15 protein-coding genes are annotated in these 19,020 nt (G+C 61.7%); 10 read left to right on the forward strand and 5 right to left on the reverse strand.

Features of this window, described 5'->3' with window-relative positions; all coding sequences use genetic code 11:
- The first annotated feature begins 211 nt into the window (after positions 1–211).
- The 4 genes from gcvA to AC1DE4_RS01520 all read left to right on the forward strand — a co-directional run bounded on the left by gcvA (position 212) and on the right by AC1DE4_RS01520 (position 5,288).
- Positions 212–1,096, forward strand: a complete 885-nt coding sequence (gcvA, locus tag AC1DE4_RS01505; protein WP_169679247.1) for a transcriptional regulator GcvA — start codon at positions 212–214, stop codon at positions 1,094–1,096.
- Positions 1,097–1,232: 136 nt separating this feature from the next.
- Positions 1,233–3,410 carry a TonB-dependent siderophore receptor gene (locus tag AC1DE4_RS01510; protein ID WP_477879581.1) on the forward strand — a complete coding sequence of 726 codons (2,178 nt, stop codon included), beginning with the start codon at positions 1,233–1,235 and terminating at the stop codon, positions 3,408–3,410.
- A gap of 4 nt (positions 3,411–3,414) precedes the next feature.
- Complete coding sequence (gene fhuF / locus AC1DE4_RS01515; protein ID WP_113470555.1) at positions 3,415–4,164, forward strand: siderophore-iron reductase FhuF; 750 nt, start codon at positions 3,415–3,417, stop codon at positions 4,162–4,164.
- Positions 4,161–5,288 carry an ABC transporter substrate-binding protein gene (locus AC1DE4_RS01520; protein ID WP_477879583.1) on the forward strand — a complete coding sequence of 376 codons (1,128 nt, stop codon included), beginning with the start codon at positions 4,161–4,163 and terminating at the stop codon, positions 5,286–5,288. Before fhuF ends, AC1DE4_RS01520 begins: the two co-directional genes overlap by 4 nt.
- Here AC1DE4_RS01520 and AC1DE4_RS01525 read toward each other — a convergent pair.
- The 5 genes from AC1DE4_RS01525 to mutM all read right to left on the reverse strand — a co-directional run bounded on the left by AC1DE4_RS01525 (position 5,285) and on the right by mutM (position 11,012).
- Entirely contained in the window at positions 5,285–6,364 is a 1,080-nt protein-coding gene (locus AC1DE4_RS01525; RefSeq protein ID WP_477879585.1) for a saccharopine dehydrogenase family protein, read from the reverse strand. The two genes, AC1DE4_RS01520 and AC1DE4_RS01525, sit on opposite strands and share 4 nt — an antisense overlap.
- Before the next feature lie 121 nt (positions 6,365–6,485).
- Positions 6,486–8,033, reverse strand: coding sequence for a chromosomal replication initiator protein DnaA (gene dnaA, locus AC1DE4_RS01530; RefSeq protein WP_026371516.1), 1,548 nt, complete (start codon positions 8,031–8,033; stop codon positions 6,486–6,488).
- Positions 8,034–8,869: 836 nt separating this feature from the next.
- A complete protein-coding gene (rpsT, locus tag AC1DE4_RS01535) occupies positions 8,870–9,148 on the reverse strand; it encodes a 30S ribosomal protein S20 (protein WP_016552476.1) in 279 nt (92 codons plus the stop codon).
- Positions 9,149–9,333: 185 nt separating this feature from the next.
- Positions 9,334–10,107 carry an enoyl-CoA hydratase gene (locus AC1DE4_RS01540; protein ID WP_018855136.1) on the reverse strand — a complete coding sequence of 258 codons (774 nt, stop codon included), beginning with the start codon at positions 10,105–10,107 and terminating at the stop codon, positions 9,334–9,336.
- 14 nt (positions 10,108–10,121) lie between these two features.
- Entirely contained in the window at positions 10,122–11,012 is an 891-nt protein-coding gene (gene mutM / locus AC1DE4_RS01545) for a bifunctional DNA-formamidopyrimidine glycosylase/DNA-(apurinic or apyrimidinic site) lyase (protein WP_112641833.1), read from the reverse strand.
- Between the two features lie 151 nt (positions 11,013–11,163).
- On the opposite strand from mutM, the gene ubiE reads away from it, so the two are divergent.
- The 6 genes from ubiE (at position 11,164) to AC1DE4_RS01575 (ending at position 19,016) form a co-directional block, all read left to right on the forward strand.
- Positions 11,164–11,940, forward strand: coding sequence for a bifunctional demethylmenaquinone methyltransferase/2-methoxy-6-polyprenyl-1,4-benzoquinol methylase UbiE (gene ubiE, locus AC1DE4_RS01550; protein ID WP_477879587.1), 777 nt, complete (start codon positions 11,164–11,166; stop codon positions 11,938–11,940).
- 56 nt (positions 11,941–11,996) lie between these two features.
- Complete coding sequence (ubiB, locus tag AC1DE4_RS01555; protein ID WP_477879589.1) at positions 11,997–13,571, forward strand: 2-polyprenylphenol 6-hydroxylase; 1,575 nt, start codon at positions 11,997–11,999, stop codon at positions 13,569–13,571.
- Between the two features lie 89 nt (positions 13,572–13,660).
- Complete coding sequence (locus AC1DE4_RS01560; protein WP_477879591.1) at positions 13,661–15,244, forward strand: aromatic amino acid lyase; 1,584 nt, start codon at positions 13,661–13,663, stop codon at positions 15,242–15,244.
- 30 nt (positions 15,245–15,274) lie between these two features.
- Positions 15,275–16,657 (forward strand): dihydroorotase, encoded by a 1,383-nt coding sequence (locus AC1DE4_RS01565; RefSeq protein WP_477879593.1) that lies wholly within the window; start codon positions 15,275–15,277, stop codon positions 16,655–16,657.
- Complete coding sequence (locus tag AC1DE4_RS01570; protein WP_477879595.1) at positions 16,654–17,919, forward strand: Zn-dependent hydrolase; 1,266 nt, start codon at positions 16,654–16,656, stop codon at positions 17,917–17,919. The genes AC1DE4_RS01565 and AC1DE4_RS01570 overlap by 4 nt, the downstream gene beginning before the upstream one ends.
- On the forward strand, positions 17,919–19,016 hold the full coding sequence (locus AC1DE4_RS01575) for a DUF917 domain-containing protein (RefSeq protein WP_113470552.1): 1,098 nt from the start codon (positions 17,919–17,921) through the stop codon (positions 19,014–19,016). The genes AC1DE4_RS01570 and AC1DE4_RS01575 overlap by 1 nt, the downstream gene beginning before the upstream one ends.
- The last annotated feature ends 4 nt before the right edge of the window (positions 19,017–19,020 follow it).

The following is a 19,020-nucleotide window of genomic DNA, read 5'->3' on the forward strand; positions in this document are numbered from 1 at the left end:
CTTCTCCCTAGTCAGCCTGACCGGAATACATCCAGCCGCTGGCTGCCACCACCCGATTGTTGCGCGTCTCGAACGCGGCCATTCTCGATTAATTCTCGCTCATCGCGCAGCTTAAATCAGCTTTTTCGACAGCTTTCATGCTGATATTATTGCGATGCCTGGCAGGAGACAAACGAGTCTTTCTCGATCCATGATATAGCTGAGCTAAACCATGAGCGACTATCTTCCCTCTCTTTCAGCACTTAGGGCCTTCGAAGCCGCCGCGCGACACCTCAGCATGACGCTTGCGGCAAAAGAGCTCAACGTCACGCCGGGCGCCGTCAGCCTGCAGATCCGTGACCTGGAAGCATCGCTTGGCGTCAAGCTCTTCGAGCGCAAGACGCGCGCGCTGGCCTTGACGGTTGAGGGCGCGGATTATTTTTCGACGCTTAGGGCAGCATTCCGTCTGGTCCGGGAGGCGACGGCGGCAATCACGGCGCGGGGACGCGGCGCCGTCCTCAACGTCACCTGCACGGCGGGATTTGCGACCTACTGGCTCGTGCCGCGTCTCGGGCGCTTCGAGGCGATGCACCCTGAAATCGACGTTCGCATCAGCGCATCGCACCGCGTGCTCGACTTTCAGCGTGACGGCATCGACCTCGCAATCCGCCACGGGCTCGGCGGGTATGACGGCCTGATCAGCGAGCGGCTCGTCGATGACGAACTCGTGCCGGTCTGCACGCCAAAGCTTGCCGCTGAACTGGGGAGCAATCCGTCGCCCGGCGCCCTCGCTGGTTTCCAACTGATCCATGACGTCTATCGCCATGACTGGCAGCTCTGGCTGGAAGCGGCCGGCGCAACGGGGGTCGATCCGTCGCGCGGGCCGATCTTCATGCATGGCAACGGAGCCTATGACGCGATGAAGGCCGGGCTCGGCTTTGCCTTGATGCGACGCTCGTTTCTGGAGCGGGACCTGAAGGAAGGTGCGGTGATCACGCCTTTCCCGCTTGGGATCGCAAGCCGCCTTGCCTTCCACCTCGTCTATCCGGGCCCCGCGCTCGAGCGACCGGCAGCGGCGGCCTTTCGCCGCTGGCTGCTGACCGAGGCACAGGCCTGACCTGACTGTGGCTGATTTGTCATGCTGATTAAAAAGTGGAGCATTTTAATCATAAAATAGGGTTTTCTTCGGGCTTTTTCTTGACTATTACACTCCAGATAAAATTCTGCAATGAGCCTTCCGGTGTGATAAGCCAATGAATAATCTTCAATTTTCTTCTCGATTCCTTTCCACATCAGCTTTGACGGGCGTGGTGCTCGCCCATCTTCTCGCGCCGGCTGCGGCACAGGATGCCGCGGGGCACCAAGACGGAGCGACGGTTCTTGAAGATATCATCGTCAATGGCGGCAGCGGCGGCGTGATCCAGGCTGACGGCTATGTCGGCAAGAGCAGCGCGACAGGCACGAAGACCGACACGCCGTTCATCGAGATTCCTCAGTCGATTTCGTCCGTAACCGAGCAGCAGTTGAGGGACCGCAATCCGCAGAGCCTGCTCGATACGGTCGCCTACACACCGGGCACTCGTGTCGGTGCTTACGGCTTCGATCCGCGCTTCGATTCATTCTCGGTGCGCGGCTTCGACGTGACCTATACCGGGATCTTCCGCGATAACCTTCGTCAGCCCGGCGCAGGTTCGTCACTCTTCAAGACCGAGCCTTACGGCCTCGAAGGTGTCTCAATCCTGCGTGGACCATCCTCAGCGCTGTATGGAGCAACGGGCGCCGGCGGTCTCTACAACCTCATCACCAAGCGGCCGACGGAAGACGCTTTTCACGAAGTTCAGCTGCAGTATGGTACCGACCAACGCTATCAGACCCAGTTCGACCTCTCAGGTCCCGTTAACAATGAGGACCCCTTCTATTATCGCCTGACTGGCCTCTACCGCGATGCCAACACGGAACAGGTCAGCGTTCCCGACGACCGCGTCTATATCGCGCCAGCCTTCATGTGGAAGCCGGACGAGGATACCAAGCTTACCATTCTCGGCGAGTATTCCCGAACCAAGACCGGTGGGACGGCGGCCTACTACAATGATCCGGCCGGCAACGTAACCGACATTTTCGCAGGCAATCCGGCCTTCAACGATTCAGTCCAGAACCAGGCGCGCATCGGCTATGAATTCGAGCACCGGCTGAACGACGTCTTCGTGTTCCGCCAGAACGCCCGCGCATCGACGCTCAACATCGACGCCGACTGGGCCTTTGCCTACGCCCCCAACGCGGTCGATCCAAGTCTCCTCGACCGCAGCGCCGGCACGTTCGACGAGCGGCTGACGGCCTTCGTCTTCGACAATCAATTGGAAGCCAAGTTCGAAACGGGGGCGGTCGACCATACGGTGCTTGCGGGCCTGGATCTGACCAAGCTGCGCTGGCGTTCGCTCGATGGTCGGGGCGTGTCGCCGCCGCTCGACACCAACAATCCGACCGCGGGAGCGCCCGTTGCACCGATCGACTTCGACACGCGCACCATCCAGGATCAATGGCAGGTCGGCACCTACCTGCAGGACCAAATCCGCTATGACGCATGGATACTCACCGTCGGCGGGCGCTACGACTGGGTTTCGACCGACACCGACAATACCGACCTCAGCACGAACGCTCTGACCAGCCTCTCGCAAAAGGACAAGGCATTCTCCGGCCGTGTCGGCTTGGGCTACGAGACCGATTTCGGCATTGTACCTTATGCCAGCTACTCCACCGCCTTCGCACCCAATGCCGGTATCAACCAGGAGACGGACCAGCCCTTCAAGCCGACGGAAAGCGAGCAGGAAGAGATCGGCGTCAAGTACCTGCTCCCGAACAGCAACACGCTGCTGACGGCTGCGCTGTTCAATATCGACCAGAAGAACAGCCTCTACTACGAGGTCGTGAACCTGCCGACAGGACCGGCGAACATTCAGGTGCAGCGCGGCAAGATTCGCTCCCGTGGCTTGGAACTCGAAGCGAACACGAGCCTCGACAACGGCCTGTCGCTGGTCGCGTCTTATACCTACACCGATACCGAGATCCTGGAAGGAACGACCGGGACCGTTGGCAATTCCGTCTCGTCGGTTCCGAGGCACATGGCTTCGCTCTGGGCGAATTACACATTCCAGGAGAGCAGCCCGGTCTACGGCCTCGGCATCGGCTTCGGCACCCGTTATCTCGGCAAGAGTTACACCAGCGACGCCAACACGGCGCAGAACGGCTCACGCGTCCTCTTCGACGCCGCCATCAGCTATGATTTCGCGGCGCTGGACAAGAAATACGACGGCCTGAGCCTGCAGGTGAACGCCACCAACCTCTTCGACCGCCGGGAGGCCGTCTGCTCGGCGGGCTTCTGCTATCGCGACCAGGGCCGCGCCGTGATCGGCAGCCTGCGCTACACATGGTGAGCTGATGGCGAGCGCACAGCACCATGTCGCCGATCGAGGCCAGAGCGCCTCGATTCTCTCGCCGGCTTTCGCCGGCGAGCATGCGTGGTGCAGCGAGAAGATGGTACTCTCAACCGAGCTATCGGACGGGGTACCGCTGCCGCGCTTCTTCGGTGACGGCGGGTTCAGGCAGGCGATTGATCGTTATGCCGAGGCATGTGGAGACAGCGACAGGCGCGCCGTCGTCTCGATGTGGTCGTTATATTACTTCTCCACTCTTTCCATCCCCTACGTGCTGGCGCGCCGCCTCGCCGCGCAGGCGCTGCCGATCGCCTTCGATGAGATGACCATCGCATTGCAGGAGAACGGGCTGCCACGGGCGTTCGGCGTTCCACACCGGGGCGGGCATGCCGCGGTCGAGGAGGACGACGGGTTCGGGGCGATAGGTCCATTGTTGGAGCAACATCTTCCCGAGGCGGTCGCGAAACTCAACGCTTGCGGTATTTCGGCCAAGCTGTGCTGGAACAATGCCGCTGTCTATCTCGACTATGCGCTGCGATTGACCCGGCCAGCTGAAGGCCCCGATCTCACGGTGTTCGTGCGCGGCTGCCTGCCGGATGGCGGCGTCAATCCTCTTTGCGGCAGCGTCCGATATGTCGAGGAGGATGGTGAGCGCGTCGCCCGGCGGAAGATATGCTGCTTGCGCTACATGCTGCCCGACGTGCCGAGCTGCGGCAAGCCTTGCGCTCTTCCGAGCCAAAGGAACGTACAATGACCCTTTCCACGATCACGAGACGTGGCTTTCTCGCCGCCGCGTCCACGACGCTCTGCGCGCCGGCTCTCTTGAAGGCCGAGACGCGCTGGCCGCTGACCGTGACCGACGCGGTCGGTCGAACGGTGACGATTTCAAGGAAGCCGAAGTCGATCGTCCTCGGAACGGGATTCAATCTTTTCGCGCTGTCGCTGATCCATCCGGATCCGGTCAGCCTGCTTGCTGGTTGGGCGACCGACATGAAGACGGACAATCCGTTCATCTACGACGCCTTTCGCAGCAAGTTTCCGGCCCTCGACAAGGTTCCGCTCGTCAGCAATGGGCAGGCGGATGGCATGAACTTTGAGGCCGCACTCTCCTTGGAGGCGGACCTTGCAATCATGGGCAGGTGGCAGGCCGATGGCGAACAAGGCGAACGTGCCATCGACTATCTCCAATCGATCGGCGTGCCTGTCATCGTCGTCGATTTCAATCTCGATCCACTGAAGAACACCCCGCGAGACATTCGCCTCCTCGGCCGCGTTCTGGAATGCGATCGGCAAGCGGAAGATTATGCGCAGTTCTTCGAAAAGCGGGTGCAGCGCATCAAGGCGGAGTCGGCAGGGAGAGGCGAGGATGCGCCGCTGGTGCTGATGGACGCCTTCCCGAGCGCAACACGGGGCAGCTGGGCGATCGGCCGGACCGGCCTCGGCGAGTTGATCACGCTTGCCGGCGGACGCAACATCGCGGACAAGAACCTACCGCCGCAGGGCGGGCCGGTGACGGCGGAATACATCATCGCGGCGGAGCCGGACGTCTATATCGCCACAGGCTCGCCGGGTGGCGTCTACACCGTCTTCTCCATTGGCCCTGGCGTCGATCCCGCAGAAGCCCGTCGGTCGCTCCAGGAAACCGTTAAGGCACCCGCCCTTGCCCCACTGAAGGCTGTGCGCGAGGGAAATGTGCATGGCATGTGGAACTTCTTCAACGCCGTGCCGCTGAATGTGCTGGCGGCGGAAGCCGTGGCATCCTGGGTAAGGCCTGACCTGTTCGGCGATCTCGATCCGGCGGGCAGCCTCGCCGAAATCAACGAGCGTTTCGCTGCGGTCCCGTTCGAGGGGGCATACTGGACTAGCTTGGCGGGCTAACGTCCAGGCGCACCGGTCTTGAAAAGACTGCCGGTCGGCGTGTTGAGGAACATCTCCAGCGGAATGTATTCCTGATGCAGGAAGCCGGTGGACGGCAGCAGATCCTCGCGCACCATTTCGATCACGGCAACCACCGAGGCCGATGTCGTCCAGGCAATCGCCGTCCGGCGAGCGCCTGCTATCTCGATCGGATAGTAGGCGCGCACAAACTCCTTGCGGCGCAGGTTGCCGTTCTCCGTGCCCTCCGCTGCCACGTGGACATACACAACATCGTCCTCGACCGGCGGCTTGGCGTTGGTGAGGATTTCACCGGCAAGCTTGCGCCTGTCGCGCATCAGGAGTTCGTGAAAGAAGAAGTTCATCAGATCCATGTGTCCGGGATAGCGCATCGTCTTGTAGTCGAGGTTCTCGACCTTGCCGAGCATGGTGTCACACATGGTGCCGAGGCCGCCTGATGTCGTGAAGGCCTCCAGCTTCACACCCTCGACGTAGATCGTCTCGTGCCATTCCATCGGCGAGACGAGCTTGTGAATGCCCCCCTCGATCACTTCGCAGTCGTTCAAATACTCATTGACCACGCCTTCGGGCGACCAGTTGAAGGCGTAGCCGAGGAGACCGGTCGGATGCTGCGGCAGGGCGCCGACGCGCATGCGAATGGAACGGCATTTGTCGAATCCATCCGCAAGGCTCGATCCGACAATACCGACGAAGCCGGGGGCGAGGCCACATTGCGGCGCCATCAGCCCGCGCGCGGTCTTGGATAGTTCGATGATGAAATTTGTGGTCGGCACGTCTTCCGTGAGGTCGAAATAATGGATCCCCGCAAGATGGGCAGCGCGCGCCAGGCCGATGTTGAGGTGATAGGGCAGGCAGGAAAGCACGGCCTCGACACTCGACAGCAGTTCGCCGATGGTGGTGGGGTCGGAAACGTCCCCACTCCTGCACTGGAAGGGAAGGCTCTCTGTCGGCGCCTGAATATCGATGCCGAGAACCTCGAAGCCCCCCTCGTGCAGGAGCGTCGCTGCCAACCGCCCGACCTTGCCCAGCCCGAGAACGGCAATCCTGTCGAAACTCATCAACTCCCTCCCCTTTTGCGCACGCGGCACACGCTCCTCACAGCCAGCGTACAGAAGATTGTGCGCAAAAGAAAACGGCCGGAGCAATGCCCCGGCCGTCAAAGCACAGAAGGTTTCCCGACTATTCGTTGATCAGGCGCTTCAGCAACTCGATCTCATGCGAGAGCTTCGTATCCTCAGCAATCAACTCCTCGATCTTGCGAACGGCATGCAACACGGTCGTATGATCGCGACCGCCGAAGCGACGGCCGATTTCCGGGAAGGACCGCGGCGTCAGCGTCTTCGACAGATACATGGCGATCTGGCGCGGCTTGACGATGACACGGGTGCGGCGGTTCGAGACCAGCTCCTGGCGCGACACGTTGTAGTGCCGTGCGACGATGCGCTGGATATCCTCGATACGGACGCGACGCGGCTCACCCGAACCAACAAGGTGGGCAAGAAGCTCGTCCACGCGCTCTACCGTCAGGTTCGGCTCGAAGGAGCGACGGAAGAGCAGCTGGTTGAAGGCGCCTTCCAGTTCGCGGCCGCTCGCAGTGATGTTGCGGGCAACATGGTTGAGCAGTTCCGCCGGGATTTCCAGAGACGGATCCTCGACGCGAGCTACGGCGAGGCGACGCTTCAGGATTTCGAGGCGCATTTCGTAGTCCGGCGCATCGAGCTCGATGGCAACGCCGCCCTGCAAACGCGAGCGGACGCGTGGATCGAGCGATTCCAACTCCCATGGAGCGCGGTCGGCAGCGACCACGACCTGCTTGGCGCTGTCGAGCAGCATGTTCAGCAGGTGGCAGAACTCGTGCTGGATCATCTTCCCCTGCAGGAACTGCATGTCGTCGATGATCAGAAGGTCGATGTTGCGCAGCGAGTCTTTGAGCGTCAGAGCATCATTGTCGCGGATCGCGGTTGCGAAACGCCACATGAAATACTCTGCCGTCAGATAGACGACGCGCAGTGCGCGCGGGTTCTGAACCGCGGCATTGGCGATCGCCTGCAGAAGATGCGACTTGCCGAGGCCGACGCTGGAATGGACGAACAGCGGATTGAAACGGACAGCGCCCTGTCCGGCTTCCGCAATCGTCTTGGCGGCGGCAAGTGCCACGCGGTTCGAGCTGCCTTCGACGAAGGTGTCGAAGGTGAAGCGGGAATCCAGAGGCGAGCCGAAGAGCGGCTGGCCGGAGGTGGCCGGACGGGCTGCGGCAGCGGACGAAACCGCCTGCTGCGCAATCTGGCCGGCATGCTGCGCCACAGGGCGGCGCGTCTGCGCAGCGGCAACGGGCTCCGGGGAAACCGGCTCTTCAGCCGGCTTACCAACGCCACGCGTTGCCGTGCGAACAAGAATTTCGACTTTCAGGATTTCAGAGTCTTCGGCCCGGAACAGGCTGGTGATCAGCTCAAGATACCGATTGTTGATCCAGGACTTCAGGAAAGTCGTCGGCACCGTCAGGCGCACGACGCTCTTTGAAACCGAATGCAATTTCAGCCGTGCAAACCAGCTTGCATAAACATCCGGACCGACCTGCGCCTTCAGACGGGCGCTGACACGCTCGAAAAGTACACCATGCTTCATGTCTCCCTTTTCCCCTGCCGCCTCGGCGCAAATAGAGCCAAACGCCTGCGGTTCATTGTCCCCACTCTCCAGGACATCCGCCGTCATTGTATTCATCTGCATCATGCCGCCTTCCATTCGTCGGCCGACTTTGTTTCGTCGCCCGATTATTTCCCCGCTATGGCTAGAAAGTGGCACCCTCATGAGCCACTCGCCTGCCGGTTCACTCAAATACTGCCCCACTCGCAAGATGCTCCCGGGAAAGTGCGCGCCGCATCATGCGGTTCGACTGCGTTCCCTCGGACTGGATGCCGTTCCTCGTAACACCGGCGTCCAATCGTCCTGCCACGACTTCTCTTCCCAATTCGGCTTCACGCAACGCGTGCAACCAACACACAAAACATCACCGTTCCGCGACAGCCACATCGCGGTCAAAAATGCCTAACTGCGTGAAAAACCGAAGACTTTGACTCTCCGTAACAAGTGGCACAGGATCATCGCCCTGCCGACGTGGCAGTTTCAGACCAAGCCTTTACAGGTGATGTCTGGACCCCTTGTTGATCGGCATTTAGGCAGGATCGAATGCGGGAATCAACGATGAATTTTACGCAAAATTAAGAGCGGGCCGTTGACTCCGGCTGCAGTTTTTGAGCGTCACATCGATGTCAAAAAAGAATCGCTTTTGAATCAAGGGGATTCCGATTCTGGGCATTTTTGACACGCATAAAAAGAAAAAAATAAAAAAGCTTCTTGACTCTGCTCAGACCGCAGATTGTAGGGCCTGAGTCGAGCACACCTGAAGTATCCTACAACAAGTATTTGTTTTCATTGCATTTTTCATGTCACACGCCCGACATGAAATCGTCGCCGAATTAACCATACGGAAGCTAGTCGGCGGAATCGAAAAAGCCCGACAAAGTTGCCGGGCTAATCATAATGCTGCGTTTATTAACGAAAGATTATGCGGTCGCAGAAACCGACAGAGCCTTCACACGAGCTGCCAGGCGCGAAACCTTACGGGAAGCCGTGTTGGCGTGCACAACGCCCTTGCTTGCGGCGCGAGCCAGTTCCGGCTGCGCGGCCAGGAAAGCTTCCTTAGCCTTGGCAGCATCACCAGATGCGATTGCCTCTTCGACCTTGCGAACGAAAGTACGAACGCGCGAGCGACGAGCCTTATTGACGTCGGTACGGCGGGCGATCTTGCGGGTCGCTTTTTTCGCCGAAGTTGTATTGGCCATGGATGCCTCTCTAAGAATTCGAACAAACTCCGTCATCACCGCGGGCCTTGCGGCCACTTCATACAGCAATGCGGGAGCATAATCGGAAAACCGGAGTGGCTTCCCGAACCGTGGGCGGGCATATAACCCTAAAGCCGACCCACGTCAACGCGCATTTTCAAGGAAACGCCGCCTTTCTCCAAGGCTCAGCGGTTCTTGAAGGCAGGCTTACGCTTTTCGATGAAGGCCGTCATCCCCTCTTTCTGGTCTTCGGTGGAAAACAGGCTATGGAAAAGCCGGCGCTCGAAGCGCAGACCTTCGTCCAGGGTCGTCTCCAAGGCGCGGTTGACCGCTTCCTTGGCCATCAGAACGGAAGGACGCGACAGCGAGGCAATCCTGGCGGCCGCCTCCAGCGCCTCGTCCAACAGGCGCTCGGGCGCCACCACACGTGAAACGAGTCCTGCGCGCTCCGCTTCGGCGGCATCCATCATCCGGCCGGTGAGGATCAGATCCATGGCCTTATATCTGCCGACGGCGCGCGTCAGCCGCTGAGAGCCGCCCATGCCGGGGATGACGCCGAGGGTGATCTCGGGTTGGCCGAACTTGGCAGTCTCCGAAGCGATGATGATGTCACACATCATCGCGAGTTCGCAGCCACCGCCAAGCGCAAAGCCGCTGACGGCAGCGATGACAGGCTTGCGCACCTTGGCAACGTCGTCCCAGCCGCTCATCAGATCGCGGCTATAGACATCGACATAGCCGAGAGGCTGCATTTCCTTGATGTCGGCACCGGCGGCGAATGCGCGCTCGGAGCCAGTCAAAACGATCGCACCAATAGCGTCGTCGGCCTGGAAGGCTTCATGAACCTGTAGAAGCTCCTTCAGCACTGTCGAATTCAGCGCGTTCAGCGCCTGCGGGCGATTCAATGTGATGAGCCCTACCGCCCCGCGAGTTTCAACGATCAGCGTTTCGTAGGCCATGGACAATCCTCCCGTTATTTTTGGCAGTCAGGGCAGTAGAAGGTCGAGCGCCCCGCCTGAACGATGCGCGCGACCGTACCGCCGCAACCGGGCGTGCGGCAAGGTAGACTTTCGCGATCATAGACCGAGAAAGAGTGCTGGAAATACCCGAGAGACCCATCCGTCTGGATATGATCCCGCAGGGACGAGCCCCCCGCCTTGATGGCGTCGGCGATGACGTCGCGGATCGACGCAACGAGGAGGTCCATCTGCTTGCTCGGCTTACCGGTCTTGGTGACGACAGTCGCCGCTGCCCGGGTGGGGCGCAAATGCGCGCGCCACAGCGCCTCGCAGACATAGATATTGCCGAGCCCGGCAATATTCTTTTGATCGAGCAGCGCGCTCTTCAGCGGCTGCGCCTTGCCCATGAATCGTTCCGCCAGATAGGCAGCGCTGAGTTCGTTGCCGGTCGGCTCCGGCCCGAGGCCGAAGAGGAAGGGATTGAGATCAAGCTCGGAGCGCTGCGCCATATCCATGAAGCCGAAGCGGCGCGGGTCATTATAGATGACGCGGCTGATGCCATTCGGTCCTTCCAGGTGGAAGATCGCGTGGTCGTGCTTTTCATCCTTCGAACGGGCATGATGAAACTCGCCGGGAGCATCGGATAGCGGTCCTGCCTCGATGCGGAAGGAACCTGACATGCCGAGATGCGAGATGATCGTCGTGCCGTCATCGAGATCGATCAGCAGATATTTGGCGCGGCGACCGAGCGCGACGATTTCGCGACCGGTTGCCCGCGCCTCCAAACCGTCCGGAAAGGGAAACCGCAGGTCCTTGCGGCGCAGTTCCAGGCGGGCGATCCGCGCGCCTTCCATGGTGGGGGCAAGCCCGCGTCTGACGGTTTCGACTTCTGGCAATTCCGGCATCTTAACCCATCTATATCTAACATGTTTCAACCACGGGCGTTGTGCGCTATAGCGCCAAGGTGCCGCAGCTTTGACCGTGGCCCACAGATAGCGCTGCGCGGGTCCGTTCGCTATGGTCGCCGCGCCGATTTCAGATAGATGGAGTATTTCGATGTCAGAAAGCCGTACCTCCGCCGAAGGCGGCATGGAAACATCCTACGGCTTCCGCGAAGTGGCGGATGGTGAAAAGCAGGGCCTCGTCAACGAGGTCTTCCATAAGGTCGCCAAGCGCTACGACATCATGAACGACGTCATGTCGGTCGGCATGCACCGCGTCTGGAAGGATGCGATGATCTCAGCCCTCAATCCGCGCAAGGAACCCGGCTACAAGGTTCTCGACGTTGCCGGCGGCACCGGCGATATCGCGTTTCGCATCGTCGAGGCCTCGAACCGGCAGGCCCATGCAACCGTGCTCGACATCAACGGCTCGATGCTCGCCGTCGGAGCCGAACGCGCCGCCAACAAGAAGCTCTCCGACAACCTGACTTTCGTCGAGGCCAACGCCGAGGACTTGCCGTTCGAAGCAAACAGCTTCGACGCCTATACGATTGCCTTCGGCATCCGCAACGTGCCGCGCATCGACGTGGCGCTCAGCGAAGCCCATCGCGTGCTGAAGCGCGGCGGCCGGCTGCTCGTGCTCGAATTCTCCGAAGTGGACATGCCACTGCTCGACCGCGTCTATGACAGCTGGTCGTTCAACGCCATTCCGAAGTTCGGCAAGGCGATCACCGGCGAGGCCGAGCCCTATCAGTATCTCGTCGAATCCATCCGTAAGTTCCCCAACCAGGAGAACTTCGCCGAGATGATTCGCAATGCCGGCTTCTCGCGCGCGAGCTTCACGAATTATACCGGCGGCATCGCAGCCCTTCATTCCGGCTGGAAGCTCTGACGCATGGTTGAGGGCACATCGTTCACCCGCTGGCTTTCGCAGGCAGGCAATCCGGCATGAGCACTCTGGGGGCATATTTCCGGCTCTCTCGCGTCGGCTGGATTCTGGTGCGCGAAGGTGTAATTTCGGCCCTGCCGTCGGAAGATCTTCCGCCGTCCGTCGGCATCGCCAAGTCGTTTGTCGGCTTGTTCGCGCGCAATCGTTCGAAATCGAAGAAGCGCAGCGACCGGCTGGCGCAGGCGGTGGAGCGGCTCGGCCCCTCCTACGTGAAGATCGGCCAGTTCCTGGCGACGCGTCCGGATGTCGTCGGCGTCGAGTTTGCCGACGATCTGTCGCAGCTTCAGGACCGCATGGCATTCTTTCCGCTCGCAGCGGCCAAGGCGAGCATCGCCGGGTCTCTCGGCCGCCCGATCGAGGAGCTTTATGCGAGCTTCGATGAGCCGATTGCAGCGGCTTCGATTGCCCAGGTGCACCCCGCCGAGGTCGATACGCCTGCCGGACGCAAGAAGGTTGCGGTCAAGGTCGTCCGCCCCGGCGTGCGCCAGCGGTTCACGCATGATATCGAGGCAATGTACCTCGTCGCTCACATGCAGGAGCGCTTCATGCCTTCTAGCCGGCGCCTGAGGCCGGTGGAGGTCACGAAGACACTGGAGCAGACCACCAAGGTCGAAATGGACTTGCGGCTGGAGGCCGCGGCCCTTTCCGAGATTGCTGAAAACACCGAGAAGGACCCGGGCTTCCGTGTGCCGAAGGTGGATTGGGAGCGCACCGGCCGCGACGTGATCACAATGGAGTGGATCGACGGCGTGAAGATGTCGGATGTCGAGGGCCTGCGCGCCGCCGGCCACGATCTCAACCTGCTCGCGGACACGTTGATCCAGTCGTTCCTCCGCCACACGCTGCGCGACGGCTTCTTCCACGCCGACATGCATCCCGGTAACCTCTTTGTCGACGAACACGGCGATATCGTCGCCGTTGACATGGGGATCGTCGGACGCCTGGGGAAAAAAGAACGCCGCTTCCTCGCCGAAATTCTCTTCGGCTTCATCACCCGCGACTATATCCGGGTCGCGGAGGTCCACTTCGAAGCCGGCTACGTGCCGGGCCACCACAATGTCGAGAGCTTCGCGCAGGCGATCCGCGCGATCGGCGAGCCGATTCATGGCCAGCCTGCCGAGACGATCTCGATGGGCAAGCTGCTGACGCTGCTATTCGAGGTGACCGAACTCTTCGACATGGCGACGCGACCGGAACTGGTCATGCTGCAGAAGACCATGGTCGTGGTCGAAGGCGTGTCGCGCATGCTCAATCCACGCTTCAACATGTGGAAGGCGTCCGAACCCGTCGTCGGCGACTGGATCCGCAACAATCTCGGCCCGAAGCGCATCGTCTCCGATCTCAAGGACGGGCTGAAGGCGGCTGTGAAGCTTGCCGAAGCGGCGCCGGAGATTGCCGCCAAGACCGAGAAGTTTCACCATCAGCTGCTACAGATGAGCGAGAATGGATTGCGGTTCGACGCGGAAACGGCCGAGGCGATCGGCAAATCCGAGGCGCGCCACAATCGCTCTGGTCGGGTCGCCCTCTGGATTATCGCTCTTGCTCTTCTCTATATAGCCTGGGTGATCACCTGATCCATCGCAATGCATGCTGTGTTCGATATTTGGGATATCCCATTCAGTAGCGCCGTCGCATACTCTCACTTTTCAAGGAGATATGGCAGATGAAGCATGAACGCCCCCGCATCGAACTTTCCGGGCAACCGCTCAGCTTTGCTGAGATGGTGAGGGTCGGATCGGGCAAGGTGGCGCTGTCAGCTTCCGCGACCGGAATGGCCCGCATCGAGAATGCCCGCGGGATCGTTGAGGACGCGATCAAGGCCGGGATGCCCGTCTACGGGGCGACCACCGGCGTCGGCGCCATGAAGGATGTCGAGTGGTCTCCGGAGGACCTAGACGCTTTCAATCTCGGGCTGGTACGTGCGCATCACTTCGGCACCGGGACACCGTTTTCGAGCTCCGTGGTGCGCAACGCGATGGCCATTCGCATCAACACCGCATTGACGGGACAGGTCGGCTGCACGCGTGAACTCGTCGATGCCTATATGCGCATGCTGGAGGCCGACATCATCCCGGTCGTCCGCCGCACCGGCTCCATTGGTTGCGCCGACATCGGTCTCATGGGCCAGATCGGCGCCGTGCTGACCGGCGTCGGGGAAGCGATTTACCGTGGCAAGCGCATGCAGGCGGCCGATGCCTTCGCCGCGGCCGGCATGAAGCCCTTCACCATGGCTCCGCGCGACAGCCTGGCATCGCTCAGCGTCAACGCGGTGAGCTTTGCCGCGGCGGCGGACGCGACCCGCAGCGCCGCGGCCTCCATACGCGTGCTGCTGGCCTCGGGCATGATGGCGTCAGGCGCGCTCGGCGCCTCCCGCGACCCGTGGCTTTCCGTCCGCCATGTCGGCACCTCCCGGGAGGCCCTGATCGGCTCCTGGCTCTGCAATGCGTCGGACGCCTGGCAATGGCCAGTCAAGACCCACGTCCAGGACCCGTTGAGCTTGCGCATGATCGCGCAGGTCTTCGGGGCGGTGATCGAGAACCTGCTGACGACGGGCCACAAGATTTTGGCCGCCACCGGACGCTCCGACGACAACCCCGTCGTCGTCGAGGGGCGGGTGATGACCTCGGGCGGATCGCTGCCGCTCGACGTAACGATCCTGCTGGAATCGGCCGCTCTCTGCATGGCGCACGCGGCCCGCAATGCCTTCAACCGCTGCGTCCTGCTCGGCAACGGCCAGCGCCGCGACCTGCCGGTCAATCTCGTGCCGCCCGGCCGTATCGCCACCGGTTTCGGCCCGATTATCAAGCTGGCCGGCGAAATCTTCTCCCGCGTGCTGTCGATGTCGAACCCGGTTTCCGCGCAGTCGCTGGTGGTCGCAGCCGGGCTTGAGGACGAGGCCGCGTTCCTGCCGCTGGTGATCGAGCGTTTCGAGCGTCAGATGCGGGCACTGATGCGCCTCGCCGCTCTCGAGGCGCTGCTTTCCGCACAGGCCGTGGACATCCTCGGCGACAAGCCGAAAGGTGTCGGCGGAATGCTCTATGACGTCGTTCGCAAGCATGCGGACTTTTATACGGTCGACCGGCCACTTTCTGCCGAGGTGGAAGCGATCGAGGAAGAATTCGGCTCCGACGCCTTCATGTCCAAGCTGATCGAAGAGGTGCCTATCGCATCCTTCGACGATTTCTTTGCGCTCGGCTCGCTGGCGCGCATCGAGCAGCGCCTGACCCAGGAACCGGTCGCCATCTGATCCTTCAATATTCGCCACGGAGCAAGCGGCATGGCTGATTTCGATCTCGTTCTGCAAGGCACGGTCGTTTTGCCGGAGCGCATTCTGGAAGCCGGCTACGTTGCCGTCCGCGATGGCAAGATTGCGGAAATCGGCCTCGGCGTACCGCCTGCCGCCCGCGAACGCAATCTCCTCGGCAAGGCATTGATCCTGCCCGGAGCAATCGACGCCCAAGTTCACTCTCTGTCGCAGAAGAACCAGGAGGATTTCATCTGGTCGACGCGCTCGGCTGCTGCCGGCGGCGTGACGACGATCGTCGACATGCCCTATGATGAAGGCAATCTTGTCTGTTCGGCGGAAGCGGTAAAGAAGAAGATCGCCTCTGCCGGCCCGCAGGCGCGGGTCGATTTTGCGCTCTACGGCACCGTGGATCCCGAGGAAGGCGCCAAGCGGGTCGCCGAAATGGTGGATGCCGGCGTTGCCGCCTTCAAGTTCTCGACGTTTGGCACGGATCCGAAACGTTTTCCGCGCATTCCCCCTGCCCTGTTGGACGAATGCTTTGCCGCAATTGCGCCGACCGGGCTGACCGCCGGCGTCCACAACGAGGATGACGAGGCCGTCCACACCTACATGGAGCGCGTGAAAGCAAGCGGGATCACCGATTGGCGGGCGCATGGGCTGTCGCGGCCGCCGATCACCGAACTGCTGGCAATGCACACCATCTTTGAAACCGGCGCCAATACGGGATGCCCCTCGCATGTGGTCCATTGCTCGCTCGGACGCGGCTATGACATCGCGCGCGCCTATCGCCGTGACGGTTTCGAGGCGACGGTGGAATGCTGCATTCACTATCTGACGCTGGACGAGGAAAACGACGTCAAACGCCTCGGCGGCAAGGCGAAGATCAATCCGCCGATCCGGCCGCGTGCCGAGGTCGAGGCGCTGTGGCGCAGGGTTGCCGAGGGCAATGTCTGGCTGGTTTCGACGGATCACGTCAGCTGGTCCGAAAATCGCAAGACCAATCCTGACATGCTGGCGAACGCGTCCGGTGTGCCCGGGCTCGAGGTGATGGTGCCGCTCTTCATCAAGGGTGCCGCCGAGCGCGGTATCCCGCTGACCTGGGCGGCCAAGCTGATGGCAGAGAACCCGGCAAAGCATTTCCGCCTCGACCACGTGAAGGGAGCGCTCACGCCAGGCAAGGACGCCGATATCGTCGTGCTTGAGCCGCGCGAAACGGTCTATGACGCAGCTGCGAGCGGCAACAACGTGGTCGGCTGGAGCCCTTATAACGGCATCCGCCTTCCCTGGACGGTCGCCGCGACCTATCTGCGCGGGGAGAAGATCACCGATGGCGCGACGGTGCTGGCTGAACCGGGGACGGGGCGATTTGTCCATCCGCTGCCGAGGCAGGTGATCGCGGGAGCCGCAGAATGACCAGAAACCTGCCGGTCAACGCAGGTCGTATCGCCGAGGATATCGACGCCCTAGCGGGAATCACTGAACCCGGCCATCCCTGGACCCGCCGTGCCTTCTCGCCGCTCTTTCTCGAGGGGCGCGCCTATATCGAAGCGCGCATGCGAGCGGCTGGCCTTGAGACCCGGATCGATGCCGCCGGCAATCTGATCGGCAAGCGGCGGGGCGCCATCGACGGGCGCGGCACGATCATGCTCGGTTCGCATTCAGACACCGTGCCGGATGGCGGGCGTTTCGACGGCATTGCCGGCGTGGTGGCGGCGATTGAGGTCGCGCGTGCACTCAGCGATCGGGGCATCGAGCTCGATCACGACCTGGAGATCGTCGACTTCCTTGCGGAGGAGGTCAGCATCTTCGGCGTTTCCTGTATCGGCAGCCGGGGCATGACCGGGCAACTGCCGGAAGCCTGGCTTTCGCGCGCGACGGAAGGACGCGACCTCGCCGAGGCCATTGCCGAGGTCGGCGGGCGCCCGGGCGTGCTGCAGCAGCAAAACAGGCCCGATATTTCGGGCTTTCTCGAACTGCATATCGAGCAGGGTCCGGTCCTTGAGAACGACGAGAAGAACGATATCGGCATCGTCACGGCGATCGCCGGGATCACCCGCATTGAGATCATCGTCGAAGGCCGCGCCGACCATGCCGGCACGACGCCGATGGATAGCCGCTCGGATGCGCTGGTCGCCGCCGCACAACTCGTCCTCGATATCCGCAATGCCGCAGCCGCCCGGGCGAAGACGCCCGGGCATTTTGCGGCGACGGTCGGCGAGTTCCGGATCGAGCCGAATGCCGCCAACGTCGTTCCCTCGAAGGTCGTCCTGCTGATCGATGGGCGCGCCGAGATTCGCAACGACATGGAGGCCTTCTGCGAGTGGCTGGACGAACATGTCATAAAGTTAGCCATCGCTTACGGAGCGTCCATCAAAAGCCCGATGCGCGTCTCCGACAACTATCCGACGCCGAGCGATGCCGGGCTATTGAAGACGCTCGAAAGGGCTTGCGAAACCGTCGGCGCCAGGCACCGGCGAATGGCATCGGGCGCCGGTCACGACATGGCCTGGATTGCCAAGGTGGCGCCCGCCGCGATGATCTTCGTACCCTGCAAGGAGGGGCGCAGCCACTCCGCTGACGAGTGGGCCGAGAACGACGACATCGCGCTTGGGGCGGCCGTGCTTTTCGAAGCCGTCATGGACATGGACAAGAGCTTGAAGCAGGAGAATGCCTGATGGGACGCATACTCGTTGAGAAGGACGTCGAAGCAGCGGTCAAGGGCGGGTCGGTCTATGCCGCCGGCGGCGGCGGCTGGGCGGATCACGGACGCATGCTCGGCTATGCAGCGGTCAACGTCGGCAAGCCGGAACTTGTGTCGATCGACGAGCTGAAGGACGACGACTGGATCGCGACGGCCGCCGCGATCGGCGCGCCGGCTTCCACGACACCCTGGGAGATGCAGGGCATCGACTATGTGAAGGCGGTGCAGCTGCTGCAGGACGAACTCGGCGAAAAACTGTCCGGCCTGATCATCGGCCAGAACGGCAAGTCGTCGACGCTGAACGGCTGGCTGCCCTCCGCCATTCTCGGAACAAAAGTCGTCGATGCCGTCGGCGATATCCGCGCGCATCCGACCGGCGACATGGGCTCGATCGGCATGGCGGGCTCGCCCGAGCAGATGATCCAGACGGCGGTCGGCGGAAACCGCGCCGAAAGCCGATACATCGAGCTTGTCGTGAAGGGGGCGACGGCGAAGATCTCGCCGATCCTGCGGGCGGCTTCCGACCAGTCGGGCGGCTTCATCGCCAGCTGCCGCAATCCGCTGCGCGCCTCTTATGTGCGTACCCACGCAGCACTTGGCGGCATCTCGATGGCGTTGGCGCTGGGCGAGGCGATCATTGCGGCTGAGAAGAACGGCGGTTCAGCCGTGATCGATGCCATCTGCAAGACAACAGGCGGGCACATCCTGGCCGAAGGCATCATCACCAAGAAGGACGTCGTCTATACCAAGGAGGCCTTCGACATCGGCACGATCGTCGTCGGCTCCGGCGACAAGGCGGTGACCATGCATGTGATGAACGAATACATGGCCGTCGACGACATCGAGGGCAAACGGATCGCCACCTTCCCCTCGGTTATCACAACGCTCTCGCCCGAGGGCGAGCCGCTGAGCGTCGGTCAGTTGAAGGGTGGGATGCATGTCTTCATCCTGCATGTGCCGATGAGCATCATTCCGCTGTCGGCAAGCGTTCTCGACCCGACGGTCTATCCCCCGGTGGAGAAGGCGATGGGGATCGAGCTTGCCCGCTACGCGCTCGCGGCAAAGGCCTGATCGC

It is taken from the genome of Rhizobium sp. 10N414 (genome assembly GCF_056394785.1).

Coding starts and splice junctions, on each gene's coding strand:
- AC1DE4_RS01520 (WP_477879583.1), top strand. CDS start 4,161: ATGACCCTTTCCACGATCACGAGACGTGGCTTTCTCGCCGCCGCGTCC.
- rpsT (WP_016552476.1), bottom strand. CDS start 9,148: ATGGCCAATACAACTTCGGCGAAAAAAGCGACCCGCAAGATCGCCCGC.
- AC1DE4_RS01565 (WP_477879593.1), top strand. CDS start 15,275: ATGGCTGATTTCGATCTCGTTCTGCAAGGCACGGTCGTTTTGCCGGAG.
- AC1DE4_RS01560 (WP_477879591.1), top strand. CDS start 13,661: ATGAAGCATGAACGCCCCCGCATCGAACTTTCCGGGCAACCGCTCAGC.
- AC1DE4_RS01510 (WP_477879581.1), top strand. CDS start 1,233: ATGAATAATCTTCAATTTTCTTCTCGATTCCTTTCCACATCAGCTTTG.
- ubiE (WP_477879587.1), top strand. CDS start 11,164: ATGTCAGAAAGCCGTACCTCCGCCGAAGGCGGCATGGAAACATCCTAC.
- fhuF (WP_113470555.1), top strand. CDS start 3,415: ATGGCGAGCGCACAGCACCATGTCGCCGATCGAGGCCAGAGCGCCTCG.
- AC1DE4_RS01540 (WP_018855136.1), bottom strand. CDS start 10,107: ATGGCCTACGAAACGCTGATCGTTGAAACTCGCGGGGCGGTAGGGCTC.
- dnaA (WP_026371516.1), bottom strand. CDS start 8,033: ATGCAGATGAATACAATGACGGCGGATGTCCTGGAGAGTGGGGACAAT.
- AC1DE4_RS01570 (WP_477879595.1), top strand. CDS start 16,654: ATGACCAGAAACCTGCCGGTCAACGCAGGTCGTATCGCCGAGGATATC.
- AC1DE4_RS01525 (WP_477879585.1), bottom strand. CDS start 6,364: ATGAGTTTCGACAGGATTGCCGTTCTCGGGCTGGGCAAGGTCGGGCGG.
- mutM (WP_112641833.1), bottom strand. CDS start 11,012: ATGCCGGAATTGCCAGAAGTCGAAACCGTCAGACGCGGGCTTGCCCCC.
- gcvA (WP_169679247.1), top strand. CDS start 212: ATGAGCGACTATCTTCCCTCTCTTTCAGCACTTAGGGCCTTCGAAGCC.
- ubiB (WP_477879589.1), top strand. CDS start 11,997: ATGAGCACTCTGGGGGCATATTTCCGGCTCTCTCGCGTCGGCTGGATT.
- AC1DE4_RS01575 (WP_113470552.1), top strand. CDS start 17,919: ATGGGACGCATACTCGTTGAGAAGGACGTCGAAGCAGCGGTCAAGGGC.